At 61.0% G+C, this 18,860-nt stretch carries 15 protein-coding genes; 9 read left to right on the top strand and 6 right to left on the bottom strand.

What is annotated here, in order from left to right:
- Positions 1-275 precede the first annotated feature (275 nt).
- Complete coding sequence (locus ACSBQS_RS08600; RefSeq protein ID WP_434990267.1) at positions 276-2,705, top strand: DUF3772 domain-containing protein; 2,430 nt, start codon at positions 276-278, stop codon at positions 2,703-2,705.
- Between the two features lie 48 nt (positions 2,706-2,753).
- On the opposite strand, the gene ACSBQS_RS08595 is transcribed toward ACSBQS_RS08600, so the two are convergent.
- Positions 2,754-2,918 carry a hypothetical protein gene (locus ACSBQS_RS08595; RefSeq protein ID WP_176445936.1) on the bottom strand — a complete coding sequence of 55 codons (165 nt, stop codon included), beginning with the start codon at positions 2,916-2,918 and terminating at the stop codon, positions 2,754-2,756.
- 129 nt (positions 2,919-3,047) lie between these two features.
- Here ACSBQS_RS08595 and ACSBQS_RS08590 point away from each other — a divergent pair, with 129 nt between their 5' ends.
- Complete coding sequence (locus ACSBQS_RS08590) at positions 3,048-3,896, top strand: alpha/beta fold hydrolase (protein ID WP_042785710.1); 849 nt, start codon at positions 3,048-3,050, stop codon at positions 3,894-3,896.
- 4 nt (positions 3,897-3,900) lie between these two features.
- Here the strand turns inward: ACSBQS_RS08590 and ACSBQS_RS08585 are convergent, their stop codons facing one another.
- Complete coding sequence (locus ACSBQS_RS08585) at positions 3,901-6,039, bottom strand: TonB-dependent siderophore receptor (protein WP_434990266.1); 2,139 nt, start codon at positions 6,037-6,039, stop codon at positions 3,901-3,903.
- A gap of 388 nt (positions 6,040-6,427) precedes the next feature.
- Here ACSBQS_RS08585 and ACSBQS_RS08580 point away from each other — a divergent pair, with 388 nt between their 5' ends.
- The 7 genes from ACSBQS_RS08580 to ACSBQS_RS08550 all read left to right on the top strand — a co-directional run bounded on the left by ACSBQS_RS08580 (position 6,428) and on the right by ACSBQS_RS08550 (position 13,899).
- Positions 6,428-7,870 carry a GGDEF domain-containing protein gene (locus ACSBQS_RS08580; protein WP_033650342.1) on the top strand — a complete coding sequence of 481 codons (1,443 nt, stop codon included), beginning with the start codon at positions 6,428-6,430 and terminating at the stop codon, positions 7,868-7,870.
- Positions 7,871-7,974: 104 nt separating this feature from the next.
- Positions 7,975-8,325, top strand: a complete 351-nt coding sequence (locus tag ACSBQS_RS08575) for a DUF1428 domain-containing protein (protein ID WP_025302905.1) — start codon at positions 7,975-7,977, stop codon at positions 8,323-8,325.
- A gap of 11 nt (positions 8,326-8,336) precedes the next feature.
- Positions 8,337-8,810, top strand: a complete 474-nt coding sequence (locus ACSBQS_RS08570; protein ID WP_042784572.1) for a VOC family protein — start codon at positions 8,337-8,339, stop codon at positions 8,808-8,810.
- Positions 8,811-8,837: 27 nt separating this feature from the next.
- Positions 8,838-9,527 carry a VIT1/CCC1 transporter family protein gene (locus tag ACSBQS_RS08565; RefSeq protein ID WP_434990263.1) on the top strand — a complete coding sequence of 230 codons (690 nt, stop codon included), beginning with the start codon at positions 8,838-8,840 and terminating at the stop codon, positions 9,525-9,527.
- 109 nt (positions 9,528-9,636) lie between these two features.
- Positions 9,637-10,965: a D-serine ammonia-lyase gene (locus ACSBQS_RS08560; protein ID WP_434990261.1), complete on the top strand. Its 1,329-nt coding sequence runs from the start codon at positions 9,637-9,639 to the stop codon at positions 10,963-10,965.
- 387 nt (positions 10,966-11,352) lie between these two features.
- Positions 11,353-12,708 (top strand): aromatic acid/H+ symport family MFS transporter, encoded by a 1,356-nt coding sequence (locus ACSBQS_RS08555; RefSeq protein ID WP_434990260.1) that lies wholly within the window; start codon positions 11,353-11,355, stop codon positions 12,706-12,708.
- Positions 12,709-12,720: 12 nt separating this feature from the next.
- Positions 12,721-13,899 carry a 4-hydroxybenzoate 3-monooxygenase gene (locus tag ACSBQS_RS08550; protein ID WP_197666467.1) on the top strand — a complete coding sequence of 393 codons (1,179 nt, stop codon included), beginning with the start codon at positions 12,721-12,723 and terminating at the stop codon, positions 13,897-13,899.
- 64 nt (positions 13,900-13,963) lie between these two features.
- Here the strand turns inward: ACSBQS_RS08550 and ACSBQS_RS08545 are convergent, their stop codons facing one another.
- From ACSBQS_RS08545 to tet(41), 4 genes are all read right to left on the bottom strand, one after another.
- Positions 13,964-15,400, bottom strand: coding sequence for a 6-phospho-beta-glucosidase (locus tag ACSBQS_RS08545; protein ID WP_101453003.1), 1,437 nt, complete (start codon positions 15,398-15,400; stop codon positions 13,964-13,966).
- Positions 15,401-15,528: 128 nt separating this feature from the next.
- Positions 15,529-16,263, bottom strand: a complete 735-nt coding sequence (locus ACSBQS_RS08540; RefSeq protein WP_197666468.1) for a MurR/RpiR family transcriptional regulator — start codon at positions 16,261-16,263, stop codon at positions 15,529-15,531.
- 258 nt (positions 16,264-16,521) lie between these two features.
- A complete protein-coding gene (locus ACSBQS_RS08535) occupies positions 16,522-17,478 on the bottom strand; it encodes a sulfonate ABC transporter substrate-binding protein (protein ID WP_176589186.1) in 957 nt (318 codons plus the stop codon).
- 198 nt (positions 17,479-17,676) lie between these two features.
- Positions 17,677-18,855 (bottom strand): tetracycline efflux MFS transporter Tet(41), encoded by a 1,179-nt coding sequence (gene tet(41) / locus ACSBQS_RS08530; RefSeq protein WP_434990258.1) that lies wholly within the window; start codon positions 18,853-18,855, stop codon positions 17,677-17,679.
- Positions 18,856-18,860: the final 5 nt, after the last annotated feature.

Here is an 18,860-nt window from a genome sequence, read left to right as displayed (position 1 = left end):
AACCAATTCACACGTCAGCATAGTAAGTCTCCTTTTATTGGTTGCAGGTTAATCGGTGGCTGGATTATAGAGCGCTTCATGCCGTATCGCCAGTGTAAAAGCGCCTGAATAATCAGCAAGCTAAGGCGAGCGCGGGCGCGTGGCACACAATGGGAATAATTACTGTATTTCGGCCGACATTAAGCAGCTATTATAATTAGCGTTTATGGTTAAGCGACGGTTCATCCGCCGCCTGTTCGTCTGTCTATCAGATAATGATGCTGAGCACTGAATTTATGTTAAAGCCTCGCCCGTTCCTGCTGTTGTTATTATTGCTGTTGGGTATGCAATTGACGCCGTTCGCCGCCGTCGCCGCTACCCAGGATGATCCCGTCGCCGAAAGCGCGCCCGATCCCGCTACGCAGTTGAAAGCCGCGCAAAAGCAGTTGGACAGCATGAAGCAGCTGGTTTCCAAAGCGACGACCGACACCCAGCTCAGCAAGCTGCGGTTGGCGACGGACGATCTGGTCGCCAGCATGGATAAATTGTCCGCCGATCTGCAGCCGGTGCAGGAAAAACTGCAGGCGCAGCTGGACGTGCTGGGGCCGGCCCCGGCGGCCGGCGCGCTGCCGGAAACCCCGGCCGTCGCCCAGCAGCGCAATGCGCTGAATAGCAGCAAGAAGCAGTTGGACGATGCGGTAAAACGCGCGCAGGCCATCAAGACCAGCGCCTTCGACCTGGGCCAGCAGATCAGCGATCTGCGTCGGGTGGCGTTCAAAACCCAACTGGCGCTGAACACCGGCAGCATTTTGGGCGTCAAATTCTGGACGCCGGTCGTGCAGCCGTCAGCGGATGACGTGCAGCGGCTGGACCAGTTCAACGCCGAGATGAAAGCGGCCTGGGACGCCAGTTGGCAGGACGAATGGCGGTACGGCACGCTGGCGTTGCTGGCGCTGGCGGTGATCGTCTGGTCCTGGGGGCGCTATTTGTCCGAGCGTTTCCTCGCCTGGGTCAGCATTCGCTTCCTGCCGGACGGGCGCCTGCGCCGCAGCTTTATGGCCATCATCACCGTGGCGGTGACGGTGATCACCACCTCGATTGCGCTGAACCTGCTGTATTACGTCTTTATCCGCGTGCAGCCGCTGCCGGTCATGTTGGAAGACTTCGCCGAAGGCTTTAACCGTCTGGGGATTTTCTGCGCGCTGATCGCCGGGCTGGGGCGTGCGGCGCTGTCGCTGAATCGCCCGTCCTGGCGTTTGGCTTCGCTGGACAATGAAGTGGCCGCCGGGCTGCGTTACTTCTCGCCGCTGCTGGCCGGTCTGGCGCTGGCGTTCGGCACCGTGGAGCTGATCAACAACGTCGTCAGCGCCTCATTGGCCACCACCATCTTCGGCAACGGCCTGGTGGCGGGGCTGATCGGCATGGTGCTGCTGGCGGCGCCGCTGCGTGGCCAGCGCATTCGTCGCCGTCTGGAGCAGCAGGGCGCGCACCTGGAAAAACGCACGCTGGTCGGCGGGCTGGTGCATATCGTCACCTTGGTGTGTTCGGTGGTGATCCTGCTTTCACTGCTCGTGGGCTATATCGCTTTTGCCCGCTTCCTGACCTACCAGCTCATCTGGGTGGTGCTGGTGCTGATGGCGTTCTACTTCATGGTGCTGTTCGCCACTGACCTGTGCGCCGCGCTGTTTTCGCCGCAGACCGTCAGCGGCAAGATGCTGAAGAAAACGCTCAGCTTCAAGGATCGCCATCTGGAGCAGGTGGCGATCATCACCACCGCGCTGGCCAAATGTTCACTGTTGCTGTTGATGATCGTCGCGTTGTTCAACGGCTCGTTCGGCAGCACCACGCCGGGCTCGCTGATGGAGAAAATCGTCTCGATCCTGACCGGCGAAGGGTTGCAGCGTTTCAACATCGTGCCCGGCAACCTGCTCAACGCCGTGATCTGCCTGGCGATCGGCATCTACATCCTGCGCGCGGTGCGGCGCTGGCTGGGCTCTGAGCTGCTGCCGAAGACCATTTCGGACGTCGGCATTCGCGCCTCGCTGGTGACGCTGTTCAGCAATATCGGCTATGTGCTGGTCATTCTGATCACCCTGGCGGCGCTGGGCATCCAGTGGAGCAACCTGGCGTGGATCGTCAGCGCCCTGTCGGTCGGTATCGGTTTCGGTTTGCAGGAGATCGTGAAGAACTTTATTTCCGGCCTGATCCTGCTGACCGAACGCCCGGTGAAGGTCGGGGATATGATCGGCATCGGCGGCGTGGAAGGCGACGTGCGACGCATCAACGTACGCGCCACCGAAATTCAGCTCAGCGACCGCTCCACCATGATCGTACCGAACTCGCAGCTGATCTCACAGAACGTACGTAACGCCACCATGGGCAACGCGCAAGGCGTGGTGACCATTGCGCTGACGTTCCCGACCTCGATCGATCCGGAGCAGGTGCGCAATATCCTGCTGAGCGCTTACAACGAGTACGAAACCATTCTGGAGACGCCGGCACCTTACGTGCGCTTCAGCCAGTTGGGGCCGGACGGCATTATCCTGAGTGTGACTGGCTATGTGCCGAGCCCGCGCATGGTCGGCGCCACCAAGAGTGAACTGCTGTTTAACATCCTCAAGCTGTTGCGCGCTCAGGAAGTGAGCCTGTCCAGCCCGCAGGAGGTGGTGTTCATGAAGCAGCAGGCGACGCGATATCAGGCTAACGAAGAGGAACACTCTTCCTAGTTCTGCCATGAGGCGGCGGGTCGTTTATCAACGGCCCGCCGAACGCGGCTAGTACATCGACGGCTCCACGGACTGCGAACAGTCGCTGTTGGCGCCGGAGTTGCTGCAGGTGTAGGGCTCATTCGGCGACGCCGGCGGCGCATTCGACGGACCGCCGCCGCCGATACAGCCGCTCAGCAACAACGTCAAAAGCACCAGCGTTATCTTTTTCATCTCTCCGTCCTCCATTGCGATTCCTCCTTTAAGTATATGTCGGGAAAGCGAACGCTACCGCCCGCCAGTGCGATCTATACTCCTTGGATGCCGTTTCGCCGCACCGCGCCGGCGAACGAGGGGGGAAAGATGCACATCGACGACGATTTGACGCGCTTTGCCGCGTTAGGGGCGCCGCCCTTACCGCCGGGAGCCCGGCAGGGTTATATTGACCACGACGGCGCGCGTATTTGGTATGCCGCCTATGGCGACGGACCGGCGGTGATCCTGTTGCACGGCGGCCTGGGCCACAGCGGCAACTGGGGGTATCAGCTGCCGGCATTGCGGGCCGCCGGGTACGGGGTGTTGCTCATCGATAGCCGCGGGCACGGGCGCAGCACGCGCGACGCCCGGCCGTATCGTTACGATCGGATGGCCGATGATCTGTTGGCGGTGATGGCGGCGCTGCAAATACCCCACGCCGCGCTGGCGGGCTGGAGCGACGGCGCTTGCGTCGCGCTCATCGCCGCCCATCAGGCGCCCGGGCAGGTGGACGGCGTTTTTTTCTTCGGCTGCAATATGGACGCCAGCGGCGTTAAACCGTTGGCGCCCAGCCCGATCGTCGAGCGCTGTTTTGCGCGCCATGCGCAGGACTATGCCGCCTTGTCGCCGACGCCGGACGATTTCGAGGCGTTCGTCGCCGCCGTGAGCCTGATGATGAGCAGCCAGCCGGACTACCGCGCACAGGATTTGGCGGCCATTCGCGTGCCGGTGACGATCGTTCACAGCGAATACGATGAATTTATCCGCGCCGAACATGCCGCCTACCTGAGCCGCAGCATTCCCGGCGCCCGTTTGACGACGCTGCCGGGCGTCAGCCATTTCGCGCCGCTGCAGCGGCCCGCGCTGTTCAACCGCGCGTTGCTGGATTTTCTCGCCGATGTGATGTGCCGCGGCCGGCGCAAAGAAAATGGGCGCCAAACGGCGCCCAAGGCATGACAGGTTAGAAATCGACCGTCGCCTGCAGGCTCAGGCTGCGCGGTTCACCCTCAATCACGCGTAAATTACCGGCGCTGGAGGCATAGTACTCGCGGTTGAACAGGTTTTTCACATTCAGTTTCAGCTGGGTATGTTTCCCAAGCAGCTTGCTGTCCCAGGCGACAAAGGCATCCGCCACGGTATAGGCCGGCATGGTGAAACTGTTCTCCGGATCGCCGGCGCGGCGACCGACGTAGCGCGCGCCGCCGCCAATGCGCATCTCGCCGGGCACCACCGGCAATGTCATGCGGCGGCTGAGGTACAGGCCGCCCATGTTGGTTGGGGCGTTGACCAGCCGATTGCCGACGTTGTCCGGGTTGAGGTTGTCTTCGACAATTTCGGTCTTGTCGTAGCTGTAGTTGGCGGTGAGATTCCAGTTGCGCGCCACTTCCCCGTTCAACTCCAGTTCGACGCCGGTGGAGCGCGCTTTGGGGATGCTGCGGGTCACGCCGTTGATAAAGATCGACATGTTGCTTTCATCAATGCGATAGAGCGCCAGCGTGGCGTCAAACGCCGGGGTGATCTGCCATTTTCCGCCCACCTCATAGGTGGTGCCGGTTTCCGGCGTGGCGACGTCGCCATTGTCGTCGATGGCGGTGGACGGCGTGAACGAACGGCTGTAATTGCCGTACAGCGACAGGCTCGGCGTCAGCTTATACACCAACCCCGCCTGCGGCAAAAACTGGTCGTCTTTGTCATTGAGCGTATTTTTCGGTTTCTGGAAACCGTTGCTGTTGTTCTGGTAATACGACTGATAGCGCGCGCCCAGCACCGCGATCCATTGATCGGTAAGATGAATGCTGTCCTTGGCGTACAGGGAACGGCTGAACAGCGTGGCGCGCAGGTTGCTTGACGCGTCGCTGTAGGTGGTGCTGTCGGTGACCGGCGTTTCGCCATACACCGGATCGTACATGTTGAAGGTCTTCGAGACCTTGCCGCGGTAGGAATAGGCCTTGTAGGTCTGATTTTTCTCGTAGTCCACGCCCAGCAGCAGATCGTGCTGCATGCCGAACAGCTGCGGCGAACCGGTCAGATCCCAGGAGTAATAGTGGGTTTGATGATTGAAACCGCGGTTGGCGTCGGCGCGGCGCGAGACGATGCCGGTCGTGGTGTCGACCGCGGTGGCGCGCACTTCGTTGCTGTCGTAACGGCGTTGCAGCCAGGCGTAGTTGAATCGGGTCGTCCAGATCGGATCGAGCGCGTACTCATAATGGGCGTTCAGACGTTTGTTCTTGCCCCAGGCATGGTTCGCGTAGTCATCCAGGCGGCGGTTATAGGGCACATCGACCGGTTTGCCGTCGATAAATGCGGTGCCGCGATCGTAAGGAATGTCGTACTTGTATTCGCTGTAGGCGATATTAAAGGAAGCCTGGTCGCCGAACCAACTGAGCGAGGGGGCGATCAGCGTATGTTCGTCGCTGCCGAAATTGCGCCAGTAATCTGCGTGCTGGCGTTCGGCGATCAGGCGAAAGGCGAAGCCGCCGCCCAGCGGGCCGGTCACATCGACGCTGCCGCTGCCGCCGCCAAAACTGTTGGTGGCGCCGCTGATGCGGGTGTTCCAGTCATACTGCGGTTTTTTGCTGATCAGATTGATGACGCCGCCGGGGCTGAGGATGCCATACAGCAGCGACGCGGAACCTTTCAGGACCTCGACGCGATCGGTGGTGGCGTCCATGCTCAGCCCTTGGTTGCTGCGCACGCCGTCGATGAAGACCGAGCCGTCGGAGTTAACCCCGAACCCGCGTTTGACGAAGCCATCCTCCGTGCCGCCGAGCGTGTTGCCCTGGGTGACGCCGCTGACGAACTTCATCGCCTCATTGACGCTTTTGACCTGGAAGTCGTCAATGACCTGAGAGGTGACGACGCTGACCGATTGCGGCACCTCGGTGATCGGCGCGGCGGTCTTGCCGGCGGTCGAGGCAGTGTCAGCGCTATAGCTGCCGGAAGGTTGGGCTGCGGCGGTCACCGTAATGGATTCCTCCGTTTTTGCGCCGGGCGCGGCGGCGATCGCCAGCGCGGGGAACAAACCGGCAATCAGGGGCAGCGTGCGAAGAACGTGATTTTTATTTCTTGTAGTGGGGTGGCGAAGAACTGACTGGTGCATATAATTCCATGAAAAAATAATAAATAGTAACGATTATCATTATAATTATCATTTATAGATTTTGAATAGAGGGGAATGCCGCTATCCCTTCATTGCACGATTTAATTTTGTCATTAGGGAAAAAGACGGCGATTTTGCCGGTAAAAAGTCGGATGGATGGCAATAACGATCGCAGTGACGGGAGGGACGCGGCAGTTTGTTCGTCGGAAGGGTGACTTCTGTCAATATATTGATACACAAATATATTTTCCCTTGATGAATAAACAGGTGTCCGGGCAGGCAAAACTGGCAATAATAGGCGGGTCGGCCGTTTATCTTCGCCTCACCGCCGACGGTTGTGACGCGAACAGACTGTCACTTTATGCTAGCGGAAGTCTCTGGATCCAAGATGCAAACCACCTCGTTGTCCGATACCCGGAAAATCTGGCCCGCGCTCATCATTTTTTTGTTGGTGTTCACCCTGTGTCTGCTGGGCATCGTGAGTCGTCCCGGCAGCTTTCTGGCGATATTCTGGCCGGTGAACGCCGTACTGCTGGCCGTTTTGGTGCGTCGGCCACAGTGGGCTACGCGGGCCGGCTGGGGCATGGCGGTGCTGGGCTATCTGGCGGCGGATCTGTTGACCGGCAGTTCGCTGCAAAAGACGCTGCTGCTGAACGTCGCCAATCTGACCGGCGTCGTGGTGGGGTATCTGTTGTTCATGCGGCTGTCGCCGCCGGCGCGCATGTTGCAACGCGGCACGTCCAGCATGTACCTGTTCGGCATCTGCCTGGCCGCCGCCGCCGCGACCGGCGCGGTGGGCGCCGTAACTTCGCAGTGGCTGTTCGGCAGACCCTATCTGACCTCGCTGGCGCTGTGGTTCTCGTCCGAGTTCACCAATTACGTCACGCTGATGCCGTTTATTCTGGCGTTTCCCGGCGATTGGCGACGTCGCCTTGCGGCGGCCGGCGCCATGTTCACCCAGCGCAGCCAATGGCCGCGGGCGGGGCGAAAACTCACGGTGTTGGCGCTGCTGTTGCTGGCGGCGGTGTGCAGCGTGCTGATCGGCGGCCCCGGGGCGGTGATCTTTCCCATGCCGGTGCTGTTGTGGCTGGCGATGTCCTTCTCACTGTTCTGCACCATGATTGCGGTGCTGATCTATGTGCTGTGGTGCCATCTGGCTATCGATTTCGGGCTGTTGAGTTCGACGCTCGACATGAAGGTGTTGCAAAACGCGGTATCGATGCGTTTGGGCATCGCGCTGCTGGCGCTGGGGCCCATCGCCGTGGCCAGCATGAACTATGCGCGCAATGCGCTGCTGCGCACGCTGGAGCACGTGGCGAATCACGATGCGTTGACGCACGTGCTGACGCGCAATGCGTTTATGCAACGCGGCGAACGGTTGATAGACCAAAAGGGCGAGCTGGTGTGCGTCATGATGCTCGATATCGACTATTTCAAATCGATTAATGACCGTTTCGGCCATGCCGGCGGCGATCAGGCGCTGATGGCCTTTACCCGCGCGATCGCCGCCGATCTGAGCGTCGGTGACCTGTTCGGCCGCATGGGGGGCGAAGAGTTCGCCATCGTTTCGACGCTCGGCCAGCCGCAGCAGGGATGGCAATTGGCCGAACGCCTGCGGCAACGCATCGAAACGGAGTCTATCCTCATGCCGGCCGGGCATCCGCTGCAGATCACCGTCAGCATCGGCATGGTGACCTGCCCGGGCGGTTCCGGCCAAAGCCTGGCGGATCTGCTTAAGCTGGCGGATCTGGCGGTGTACAAAGCGAAAAACGCCGGCCGCAACCGGGTCGCCACACCGGAATCGTCTCCGCCGGCCTGTCACGGCCGCTGAACTTCCGATCCGCGCTGCGTGCCTGCGGTCTAAACTGGTAAGGGACGCGGGCATTTCCGCCTGCGCCGAACCGACTGTCCTTAATCAGACAAGAGGATGCCAGAATGAAATACGTAGACGGGTTTGTGGTGGCGGTGCCGGCCGCCAATAAGGAGGCTTATCACCGGTTGGCGGCGGCGGCAGCGCCGCTGTTCAAAGAGTTTGGCGCCACGCGCATCGTGGAGTGCTGGGGCGATGACGTGCCCGATGGCAAGCTCACCGACTTTCGCGGCGCGGTGAAAGCCCAGGAAGACGAAGTGGTGGTGTTCAGCTGGATAGAGTACCCCTCCAAAGCGGTGCGCGACGCCGCCAATGAGAAAATGATGAACGATCCGCGCATGAAAGCGCTGGGCGAGATGCCGTTCGACGGCAAACGCATGATCTTCGGCGGTTTCGCGCCGATCCTCGATGCGTAAAGGAGGCGCAGATGGCCAGAATTACGCAACATCTGTGGTTTGAAAAAGACATGGAAGCGGCGCTGAATTGCTATGTCGCGCTGATCCCCGGATCATCCGTGAACTGGTTTTCCGACCTGCCGGCGGATACGCCGAGCGGCCCGGCCGGCAGCGTGAAGCTGGCCGCCTTCACGCTGGGGGACCAGCGCTACGCGGCGATCGAAGCCGGGCCGCTGGATCCGTTCAATCACAGTTTCTCCGTGATGGTGGAATGTGACGATCAGGCGGAAGTCGACAGGCTGTGGGATGCGCTGAGCGAGGGCGGCGAGGCGGAGCAGTGCGGCTGGCTGCGCGATCGCTGGGGGCTGTGCTGGCAAATTGTGCCGCGGCGCCTGACGGAGTTGATGAACGATCCCGACGCCGCCCGCGTGCGGCGGGTAACGGAAGCGATGCTGCTGATGGGCAAAATCGACATCGCCGGGCTGGAAGCGGCGGCGCGCGAGTAGCGCAACGCTCACAGAGGGAGAGAACGGATGCACCGGGAACGGCACAGTATTGAACGCATCGGCTGGCTGCGGGCGGCGGTGCTCGGCGCCAACGACGGCATCGTTTCAACGGCCAGCCTGCTGCTGGGCGTCGCGGCGGCCAACGCCTCGCATTCCGCGCTGATGATCGCCGGCGTCGCCGGGTGGGTGGCCGGCGCGATGTCGATGGCCACCGGCGAGTATGTGTCGGTCTCGTCGCAGGCGGATACCGAAAAGGCCGCGCTGGCGGAAGAGCAGGCGGAGCTGCTTGAAGACTACCCGGGGGAGTTTCGCGAACTGACGTCAATCTACGTGCATCGCGGTCTGGATCCGGCGCTGGCCCGGCAGGTGGCGGAAAAGCTGATGGCGCATGATGCGCTGGAGGCGCACGCGCGCGACGAACTGGGCATTTCCGCCACCACCCGCGCCCGGCCGCTGCAGGCTGCGTTGGCGTCGGCCCTGAGTTTCTCCCTCGGCGCGCTGTTGCCGCTGCTGGTGGCGATGTGGGTGCCGGTCGCCTGGACGCGGCCGGCGCTGGTGGCGTCGGCGCTGATTTCCCTCGGCGTTCTCGGCGGCATCGCCGCGAAAACCGGCGGGGCGCCGATCTTGCCGGGCGTGGCGCGCATCCTCATCTGGAGCGCACTGGCGATGGTGGTTTCTTCCGGCGTCGGCCTGCTGTTTGGCGTGACGGCCGGCTAACGTCGCGCTTGCATCAATCTATTGCACCTCAAGCTCAGAATTTATCATTTGTCAGCCGCCGGCGTTCGCGGCAAGGTGACGGCAACGCCAACATCAGTCAGGGACACTTATGCAGAAATCACAGATCCTATCGTGGGTCGCCCAGCATCCGCTGTTGCAACGCATGGTCGCGCTAGAGCCGATCACCTGGTTCAATCCGCGCGCGACAACGCTGGCCGCAGGGTTGCCCCACGTCGGGTTGACCGCCGCCGACGTCGCCGACGCGGAGCAGCGCCTGGCGCGTTTCGCGCCTTATCTTGCCGCGGCCTTCCCGGAAACCCAACCGACAAAAGGGATCATCGAATCCGAGCTGGTGGCGATCCCGGCCATGCAGCTCGCGTTGGATCGGCGCTATGGGCAGACGTTGGGCGGGTGCCTGCTGTTGAAAAAGGACAGCCATCTGCCGATTTCCGGCTCAATCAAGGCGCGCGGCGGCATCTATGAGGTGCTGACGCACGCGGAAAAGCTGGCGCTGGAGGCGGGGCTGCTGCAGATCGGCGACGACTACGCCCGGCTGTTTTCCGACGAGTTCCGTCAATTCTTCAGCCAGTACCGCATCGCCGTCGGATCGACCGGCAATCTGGGATTATCCATCGGCATCATCAGCGCCCGGTTGGGGTTTGACGTCAGCGTGCACATGTCGGCGGACGCGCGGGCGTGGAAAAAACAGAAGCTGCGCGACAATGGCGTGACGGTGGTGGAATACGCCGACGATTACGGCGTGGCGGTCGAACAAGGGCGCAAACAGGCGGCGGACGATCCGAGTTGCTTCTTTATCGATGATGAAAACTCGCAAACCCTATTCCTCGGCTACGCGGTGGCCGGCGGCCGCCTGAAGCGGCAGTTTGCCGAACAGGGCATCGTGGTGGACGCGCAGCATCCGCTGTTCGTTTATCTGCCGTGCGGCGTCGGCGGCGGGCCGGGCGGAGTCGCCTTTGGCCTCAAGCTGGCGTTCGGCGATCACGTTCACTGCATTTTCGCCGAACCGACCCATTCCCCTTGCATGCTGCTCGGCGTCTACAGCGGGTTGCATGACGGCATTGCGGTGCAAGATCTCGGCATCGACAACCGCACGGCGGCGGACGGACTGGCGGTGGGGCGCGCCTCCGGCTTTGTCGGCCGGGCGATGGAGCGCCTGCTGAGCGCGTTTTACACCCTGAGCGACGAAGAGATGTTCGCGCTGCTCGGGTTGTTGGACAGGCACGAGCATATCCAGCTGGAACCCTCCGCCCTGGCCGGCATGGCCGGGCCGTGGCGCGTTACCGCTCATGCGCGGCAGCTCAGCGAGCAGGGCGTGAGCGCGGAGAGCCTGGCCCAGGCGACGCATCTGGTATGGGCGACCGGCGGCGGAAATGGCGAAATACCTCGCCGCCGCGCAAACGGCGCCGTGAGTCAATAGCGCCGAGGCTTGCGCTCGCTTCCTGTTTTTAGGCGGCGAGCGCGGTTTGACAAGCGCCGGTTCCCTCCGGCCCAGGGGCAACGTCAGACCGGGCGCTCATGATGTTTGTAAAATGTTAACAAAATCACAACTCCCCACGCCGTAGTCACGGCTTAAATCTCCATATCCAACTAATAGTAAATGAAATTATTTTATTTACCGTTTTCTGATGTTCGTTTATCGCACGCTTATTTTTTTAACAATATTGAAGCATTCGCCGTGGGGTGGTTTGATTTGATTGTCGATTAACGAACTATATTCCGATAATCGCACAAATTAACCCTCTCGCCGGCTCGCAGCCGGCTGTTCCGTGCGGCGAGGTTTGCCGCACTCTCTGAGGAGCAAGCCATGCCGCATGATAACAACGTAGAAATTCGAGGGTTTATCGATAACCAGCCATTTTCTCGCTACCAGTGGTTGATACTGGCTTTGTGTTTTTGGGCGGTCGCGCTGGACGGTTTCGATACCGCCATTATCGGCTTCATCGCCACGTCGCTGGTGCAGGAGTGGGGAATAGACAAAACCGCGCTGGGGCCGGTAATGAGCGCCGCGCTGGTCGGTCTGGCGGTAGGCGCGTTGGCCGCCGGCCCGTTGGCGGATCGCATCGGCCGCAAGAAAGTGCTGGTGATTTCGCTGCTGCTGTTCGGCGGCTTCAGCCTGCTGACCGCCTTCGCCGGCTCGCTTTCGACGCTGACGCTGCTGCGTTTTTTGACCGGGCTGGGACTGGGGGCGGCCATGCCGAACGCCGCCACGCTGATGTCGGAATATGCCCCTCAGCGCTGCCGAGCCCTGATGGTGAATCTGATGTTTTGCGGTTTCCCTCTCGGTTCGTCGCTGGGCGGTTTTTCTTCCGCCTGGCTGATCCCGCATTTCGGCTGGCAGAGCGTGCTGGTGCTGGGCGGCGTCATGCCGTTGCTGCTGGCGCTGGTCCTGATCGCCGCCTTGCCTGAATCCGTGCGCTTCATGGTCGCGCGTGGCTATGCCGCAGAGCGCATCGCCAAGGTGCTGAAACGCATTGCGCCGATCCGAATGACGCCGCCGCCGCGCTTCATGTTGCAGGAAGAGGGGCTGGTAAAGGCAGCGTCGCCGCTGGGCATGATCTTTTCGCGTCGCTATCTGCTGGGCACGTTGATGCTGTGTCTGACTTACTTCATGGGATTGATGATCTTCTATCTGCTGACCAGTTGGCTGCCGCTGCTGATCCGTGAAACCGGCGCCTCCGTTACGCAGGCGTCGCTGATCACCGCGCTGTTTCCGCTCGGCGGGGGGCTCGGCGTATTGATTATCGGTTGGTTGATGGATCGCATGAACCCGCACAAGGTGGTGGCCGTCGGCTATTTGCTGACCGGTTTGTTCGTCGGCATCATCGGCTATGTCTATACCTCTCCGCTGCTGATGGCGCTCACGGTGTTCATCGCCGGCACCTGCATGAACGGCGCCCAGTCATCCATGCCGGCCCTGGCGGCCGGGTTCTATCCCACCCAGAGCCGGGCGACCGGCGTAGCCTGGATGCTCGGTCTCGGGCGTTTTGGCGGCATTCTGGGGGCGATGAGCGGTGGCGTGCTGATGCAGATGCAGCTGTCGTTCAGCACCATTTTCACGCTGTTGGCCATCCCGGCGCTGATCGCGGCGCTGGCGCTGCTCGCCAAACACCTTTCCGGCGGCTACCCGGCGCTGCCGGCGCCGCTCAACAAAATGCTATGAGGGAGTCATGCTATGCGCACACAGGTTGTGATCATCGGCGCCGGTCCGGCCGGTTTGATGTTGTCCCATCTGCTGCACCTGCAAGGTGTGGAATCGGTGGTGTTGGAAACGCGCAGCCGGGAGGCGGTGGAATCGACCATTCGCGCCGGGGTGCTCGAACAGGGGACCGTCGATCTGCTCGAGCAGACCGGATTGGGGGAGCGGATGCGGCGGGAAGGGGCGCGGCATCAGGGGATCCGCTTGGCGTTCGGCGGCCGGCAGCACCGCATCGATCTGGCCGGATTGACCGAGCGCGCCGTCACCGTCTATGCCCAGCATGAAGTCTTGAAAGACCTGATCGCTGCGCGTCTGGCGGCGCAGGGCCATCTGTTTTTCGAGGTGGAACAGGTTGAATTGAAGGCGCTGGACAGCGCGCAGCCCGAGGTTCACTACCGTCATGGCGACCAGCCGCGCCGGCTGCGCTGCGACTTTGTCATCGGATGCGACGGATTCCACGGCATCAGCCGCGCGGCGATGCCCGGCGGGCTGCGGCAGGATTACACCCGCACCTATCCGTTCGGCTGGTTCGGCATTCTGGTCGAAGCGCCGCCGTCCAGCGAAGAGCTGATCTACGCCTGCCATCCGCGCGGTTTTGCGTTGATCAGCACCCGTTCGCCCGGCGTGCAGCGCATGTATTTTCAGTGCGATCCTGCGGAACAGGTCGATCAATGGTCGGACGATCGTATCTGGCGCGAGTTGGAGCAGCGGCTGGAAAACCATGAAGGCTGGACGCTGAAAAAGGGCCGCATATTTCAGAAAAACGTGGTGGGCATGCGCAGCTTCGTTACCGAACCGATGCGCTACCGGCGCCTGCTGTTGGCGGGCGACGCGGCGCATATCGTGCCGCCGACCGGCGCCAAAGGGTTGAATCTGGCCATGGCCGATGTTTGCCTGTTGTCCCAGGCGCTGGAGACGTTTTACCGGCGATGCGACTGGCAACGGCTGGACGATTACAGCGACACCGCCTTGCAGCGGGTCTGGCGCGCCGAGCATTTTTCCTGGTGGATGACCCACATGCTGCATACCCGGCGGGAAGACACGCCTTTCGAACACCGGCTGCAACTCTCAGAGTTGCAGTACACGGTGAAATCGCGCAGCGCCATGACGATGCTGGCGGAAAATTATGTCGGTGCGCCATTCCCGGCGATATAAGCGAAAACGCCCATGCCGGGCGGCATGGGCGAGAAGGGGCGTCACCGCCCCTGAACTGCGGCGGTTACAGCTGTTCGCCGTTGCTGGCGATCACCCGACGATACCAGTCGAAGCTTTTCTTGCGCGACCGTTCCAGCGTGCCGGTGCCGTCGTCGTGTTTATCGACGTAGATGAAGCCGTAACGCTTGCTGTACTCGCCGGTAGTGAACGACACGCAGTCGATGCAGCCCCACGGCGTATAGCCGATCAGGTCTACGCCGTCTTCAATCACCGCTTTTTTCATCTCTTCGATATGGGCGCGCAGATAGTCGATGCGATAGTCATCGTTGATCTGGCCATCCGCTTCCACCTTGTCGAAGGCGCCGAAGCCGTTTTCCACGATAAACAGCGGCTTCTGGTAACGTTCATACAGCACGTTCAGCGAATAGCGCAGCCCGACCGGATCGATCTGCCAGCCCCAGTCGGAGGCTTTGACGTGCGGGTTCGGCACGTTGCCCGGGAAGCCGAACATGCCGTCGCTGCCGTCCACCGCGTTGGCCTGCAGCGCATTGCTCATGTAATAGCTGAAGCCGATGTAATCGGTGCAGCCCTCACGCAGGATCTGCGCGTCCTGCGGCTGCATCTCGATCTTCAGCCCTTTGCGTTCCCAGTCACGCAGCAGGTAGCTGGGGTAGTAGCCGCGCATTTGCACGTCGGTATACAGATAGCGCTGGTGCATCGCTTCCACGGCGTACATCACGTCGTCCGGCTTGCAGGAATAAGGATAGAACGGCACGCAGGCCAGCATGCAGCCGATCTTGAATTCCGGGTTGATCTGATGGCCGAGTTTGACCACCTGCGCGCTGGCGACGAACTGGTGGTGCAACACCTGGTACAGCGTCTGCTCGGGGTTGTCTTCCTGGGTGTAGTCCACGCCGGAACAGCAGTAGCCGAACAGCGGGTAGCGGTAGTTGCTCTGGTTGTTGATTTCGTTGAAGGTCATCCAGTACTTCACTTTTTCGCGATAGCGGCGCATCACCACCTCGCTAAAGCGCACGAAGAACTCCACCACCCGGCGATTTTTCCAGCCGCCGTAGGCTTTCACCAAATGGTAAGGCATTTCGAAGTGGGACAGGGTGATCACCGGCTGGATGCCGTATTTCAGCAGTTCATCGAACAGGTCGTCGTAAAACTGCAGGCCGGCTTCGTTCGGCGTTGCTTCGTCGCCGTTCGGGAAAATGCGCGTCCAGGCGATCGAGGTACGAAAACACTTGAAGCCCATCTCGGCGAACAGCGCCACGTCCTGCTTGTAGCGGCCGTAGAAGTCCACCGCTTCGTGGTTGGGATAGCGATAGCCGTCGAGCACGCCGTCGGTCATCACGCGATCCACGCCGTGCGAGCCGCCGGACAGCACGTCGGCGATGCTTGGCCCTTTGCCGCCCTGATCCCAACCGCCTTCAACCTGGTGCGCGGCGACCGCGCCTCCCCACAGAAAATCTTTCGGCAACTGTTTCATCGTCAATGTCTCATCTTATTTAATGAAGGGTAATAACGCTCGCGTTGCCAATAGAGTAACAAGACCGAAAGAAATGTCACGATATAACAAATCACCGTAAAACGTGATTTGTCACAATAAAAAAACAGCCTGTTTTATTTTATCGCGTTCATTCTTCCCAGGCGCTTGCCGATGGTTTCAATAATATAAAGCACGGGGATTTGCGTAGTAATATTATGATGATCGCCGATCAAGTGTTGCGGGACGTGATAAGACAGATTGAAGTCCGCCAGCCGCGCCAGCGAAGAGGTTTCGTTGTTGGTGATGCTGATGATTTTACAGTGGTGCAGGCTGAACTGGCTGGCCAGCCGCAGGATTTCTTCGGTTTCGCCGGAAACCGACAACATGATCGCCACCGCGCTTTTATACATATCGCTGTTGACGGGATAATAAGGATCGTCGATATGAGTGCTGAATTTTCCGACGTTGGAAAAGAAACGCGCGCCATATTTCCCCAGGGCGCCGGAGGTGCTGATGCCGACGAAAATAATTCGCTCGGCGGCGGCGATATGCCGCACCGCTTCATCGAGCAGCTGATTAAATTCATCGTTGCTGACGCTTTTAAAAAAACTGAGAATTTCGCCGATGCCGGAATCGACCGGCGGCGCATCGGTTTGCTCCAGGTACAGTTTGAAACGGATGCGAAATTCCGAATAGCCGTCACACCCCATTTTTTTGCAAAATCGCAGCACGGTGGTGGTGGACACGCCGGCGGCCTCGGCCAGTTCGCGGATGGTCATGTACATCACTTGATTCTTGTGTTTGCTGACGTAGTTATAAACCATCAGCTCCAGGGCGTTGAGCGCGGCGATTGATTTGTGGGTAAACATGAGTCGATCCGGCGGCTGAAAACGGGAAGCGTATCTGCGGGTTAACATAGCAAAATTCCCCGCCGCTGGCACTGCCGAACAAAAAAGAAAAGCCGCACCAGTCAGGGGCGGCCCAGGGTTCACGACGAACAAATAAAGCAAAACGTTCCGGAAGACATGCCATGAAAACGCGTTTCATCACACAGGGTTAGCATAGGTCAGCTTACTCCGGCGGCAAAATGCCGGTTTCTGCTTTCTAAAGCCAAAGCGCGGCAAAGGCTACGGCGCCTCGGGCTTATCTTCGGACCAGCGGGCGGCGTTGACGTCCACCTTACCCGGCAGCAGTCCGATGGCGGTGAATTTATCCGCCAACTGCTGCTGCTGTCTGAACACCTTCGGCGACATGCGCTGGCTGCCGAATGGCATGCGGGCGATGGCTCTGGCCCAAATCGCCTGATCCAGGCCGGTGCTCTGAGCGAGGATCGCCGCCGCTTCCTGCGGATGGCCGTTGGCCCAGTCGCTCAGCGCGCCGAGCTGTTGAATCACCTGCTTGGCGCTGTCCGGGTAGGTTTCGGCAAAGCGGCGGCTGGCGAGATAGAAGGTGTAGTGCGGCACCAGGCCTTCCGCGTCTTTCAGCCGGCGGGCGTTGGCATGGGTTTCCACCTCGGCGTAGTAGGGATCCCAAATCACCCAGGCGTCGACGCTGCCGCGCTGGAAGGCGGCGCGGGCATCGCTCGGCGGCAGATAGACCGGCGTGATGTCCTTGTAGCTCAAGCCGGCCTGTTCCAGCGCGCTCACCAGCAGGTAATTGACGTCCGACCCTTTGTTCAACGCCACGCGTTTGCCTTTCAGATCGGCCACGGAGCGGATCGCCGAATCCTGCGGCACCACGATGGCTTCGGTTTTCGGGCTGGGCGGCGAATGCGCCAAATAAACCAGATCGGCCTTGGCGGCTTGCGCGAAGGCCGGCGGGGCGTCGCCGGTCGCCGCCAGATCGATGCTGCCGACGTTCAACCCTTCCAACATCTGCGGGCCGGCGGGGAATTCTATCCAGCGAACCTTGACGCCCTGCGGCTCCAGGGTTTTCTCCAGCGTGCCGCGGTATTTCAGCAGCGCAAAAATGTTGGCTTTCTGGTAACCGATGGTGATTTGTTGCGGTTTCTCCTGCGCGTCGGCCGGCAGGCTAAACAGGCCGAGCAGCAGGGCGGCGATCAGCGGCGTTGTGAGTTTTCTCATCCTGATTTTCCGATAGGCGAAGTGAACGGTAGCGATGACGCGCTGGGCGTAACGCCATGAAACGGCATTTAAATTTTCCTGCGGCGGGATAAGGGCGATGATAATGAGCGGCGCAGTGGCGTGTAAAGCGCCCGCTTATGCTGAATAATGCCTTGCTTAGCCAGAAATCAGCTTAAGCGGGAGAGGGTGAGCTCGACGTTATGCCGCGTCACGCTCGCGCGAACGCGCCAGCAACAGTGGAACCAACAGATAGAGGGCGGCGGCCAACGCCCAGACCAGGCCCGGCCAGACATCGCGCGTGGCGGCGTACAGCGCCGTCGCCACCAGTGGCCCCGCGACGCCGATCAGGCTGCCCATGCTGGCCAGCGTCCCTTGCAGCTCGCCCTGATGATCGTCGTCCACCTTTTGCGCCATTAACGCCTGCAGCGCGGGCAGCGCCATACCGCCCGCCGCGAAGAACGGCAGCAAGGCGAAAGGTGCCCAGCCGCGCGTGGCGATCGACAGCAGCGCCAGGCCCATTGCGTCGGCGGCTAGGCCGATCAGCAGCGCCTTGCGTTCGCCGAGCCGCGCGACCAGCGGGCCGATGGCGAAGGCCTGCGACAGCGCGTGGCAGGCGCCGTAACCGGCCAGCGACAGGCCCGCCACCATCATGCTCCAGCCGAAACGATCCTGACCGTATAAAATCCACAATGTGGCCGGCGCCTGCGAAACCAGCGCCATGATCAGGTAAATGCCGGCCAGCGGCATCAGGCCAGGCTTGCCGTGCAGCCGGCGCAATGACGAAAAGGGATTGAGGCGGATTTTCTCGGCGGCGCGGGCGCGGGGTTTACGCGATTCCGGCAGCAGGAAAAACGCCATCGCCAGGTTGACGGCGTTCATCGCCGCCGCCGCCAGGAAGGGCGCATGCAGATGCCACTCGCCCAGCGAACCGCCGAGCAGCGGGCCGACGATAAAACCGACGCCGAATACCGCGCCCACCAGGCCGAAACGCCGCGCGCGTTGACCGGCCGGCGTAATGTCGGTGACGTAAGCGGTGGCGACCGCCATGTTGGCGCCGGTGATGCCCGCCAGCAACCGGCCCAGATAGAGCCAGGCCAGCGTCGGCGTGAACGCCATCAGCAGATAGTCGGCCGCCGCGCCGGCGAGCGAGATGAGCAGCACCGGCCGCCGGCCGAAACGATCGCTCAGCGCGCCGAGGATCGGCGAGAACAGAAATTGCATTAACGCATAGGCCGCCAGCAGGGCGCCGTAGTGCAGGCTGCCGGCGTCAAGACCGCCCAGCGAACGCAACAACGCCGGCAGAATCGGCATGATCAGACCGATGCCCACCGCATCCAGCAACACCGTCAACAAAATAACCAGCATGGGTTTTTTCAAAATTG

The sequence above is a fragment of the Serratia sp. H402Y genome, from assembly GCF_051172415.1.
Taxonomy (GTDB): domain Bacteria; phylum Pseudomonadota; class Gammaproteobacteria; order Enterobacterales; family Enterobacteriaceae; genus Serratia; species Serratia ureilytica.
The sequence above is the reverse complement of the archived record's forward strand: the minus strand, read 5'-3'. Positions and strand labels throughout refer to the sequence as shown.

Excerpts from the sequence above, each read along its gene's own strand:
- ACSBQS_RS08600 (WP_434990267.1), top strand. The coding sequence starts at position 276 with ATGTTAAAGCCTCGCCCGTTCCTGCTGTTGTTATTATTGCTGTTGGGT.
- ACSBQS_RS08595 (WP_176445936.1), bottom strand. The coding sequence starts at position 2,918 with ATGAAAAAGATAACGCTGGTGCTTTTGACGTTGTTGCTGAGCGGCTGT.
- ACSBQS_RS08590 (WP_042785710.1), top strand. The coding sequence starts at position 3,048 with ATGCACATCGACGACGATTTGACGCGCTTTGCCGCGTTAGGGGCGCCG.
- ACSBQS_RS08585 (WP_434990266.1), bottom strand. The coding sequence starts at position 6,039 with ATGCACCAGTCAGTTCTTCGCCACCCCACTACAAGAAATAAAAATCAC.
- ACSBQS_RS08580 (WP_033650342.1), top strand. The coding sequence starts at position 6,428 with ATGCAAACCACCTCGTTGTCCGATACCCGGAAAATCTGGCCCGCGCTC.
- ACSBQS_RS08575 (WP_025302905.1), top strand. The coding sequence starts at position 7,975 with ATGAAATACGTAGACGGGTTTGTGGTGGCGGTGCCGGCCGCCAATAAG.
- ACSBQS_RS08570 (WP_042784572.1), top strand. The coding sequence starts at position 8,337 with ATGGCCAGAATTACGCAACATCTGTGGTTTGAAAAAGACATGGAAGCG.
- ACSBQS_RS08565 (WP_434990263.1), top strand. The coding sequence starts at position 8,838 with ATGCACCGGGAACGGCACAGTATTGAACGCATCGGCTGGCTGCGGGCG.
- ACSBQS_RS08560 (WP_434990261.1), top strand. The coding sequence starts at position 9,637 with ATGCAGAAATCACAGATCCTATCGTGGGTCGCCCAGCATCCGCTGTTG.
- ACSBQS_RS08555 (WP_434990260.1), top strand. The coding sequence starts at position 11,353 with ATGCCGCATGATAACAACGTAGAAATTCGAGGGTTTATCGATAACCAG.
- ACSBQS_RS08550 (WP_197666467.1), top strand. The coding sequence starts at position 12,721 with ATGCGCACACAGGTTGTGATCATCGGCGCCGGTCCGGCCGGTTTGATG.
- ACSBQS_RS08540 (WP_197666468.1), bottom strand. The coding sequence starts at position 16,263 with ATGTTTACCCACAAATCAATCGCCGCGCTCAACGCCCTGGAGCTGATG.
- ACSBQS_RS08535 (WP_176589186.1), bottom strand. The coding sequence starts at position 17,478 with ATGAGAAAACTCACAACGCCGCTGATCGCCGCCCTGCTGCTCGGCCTG.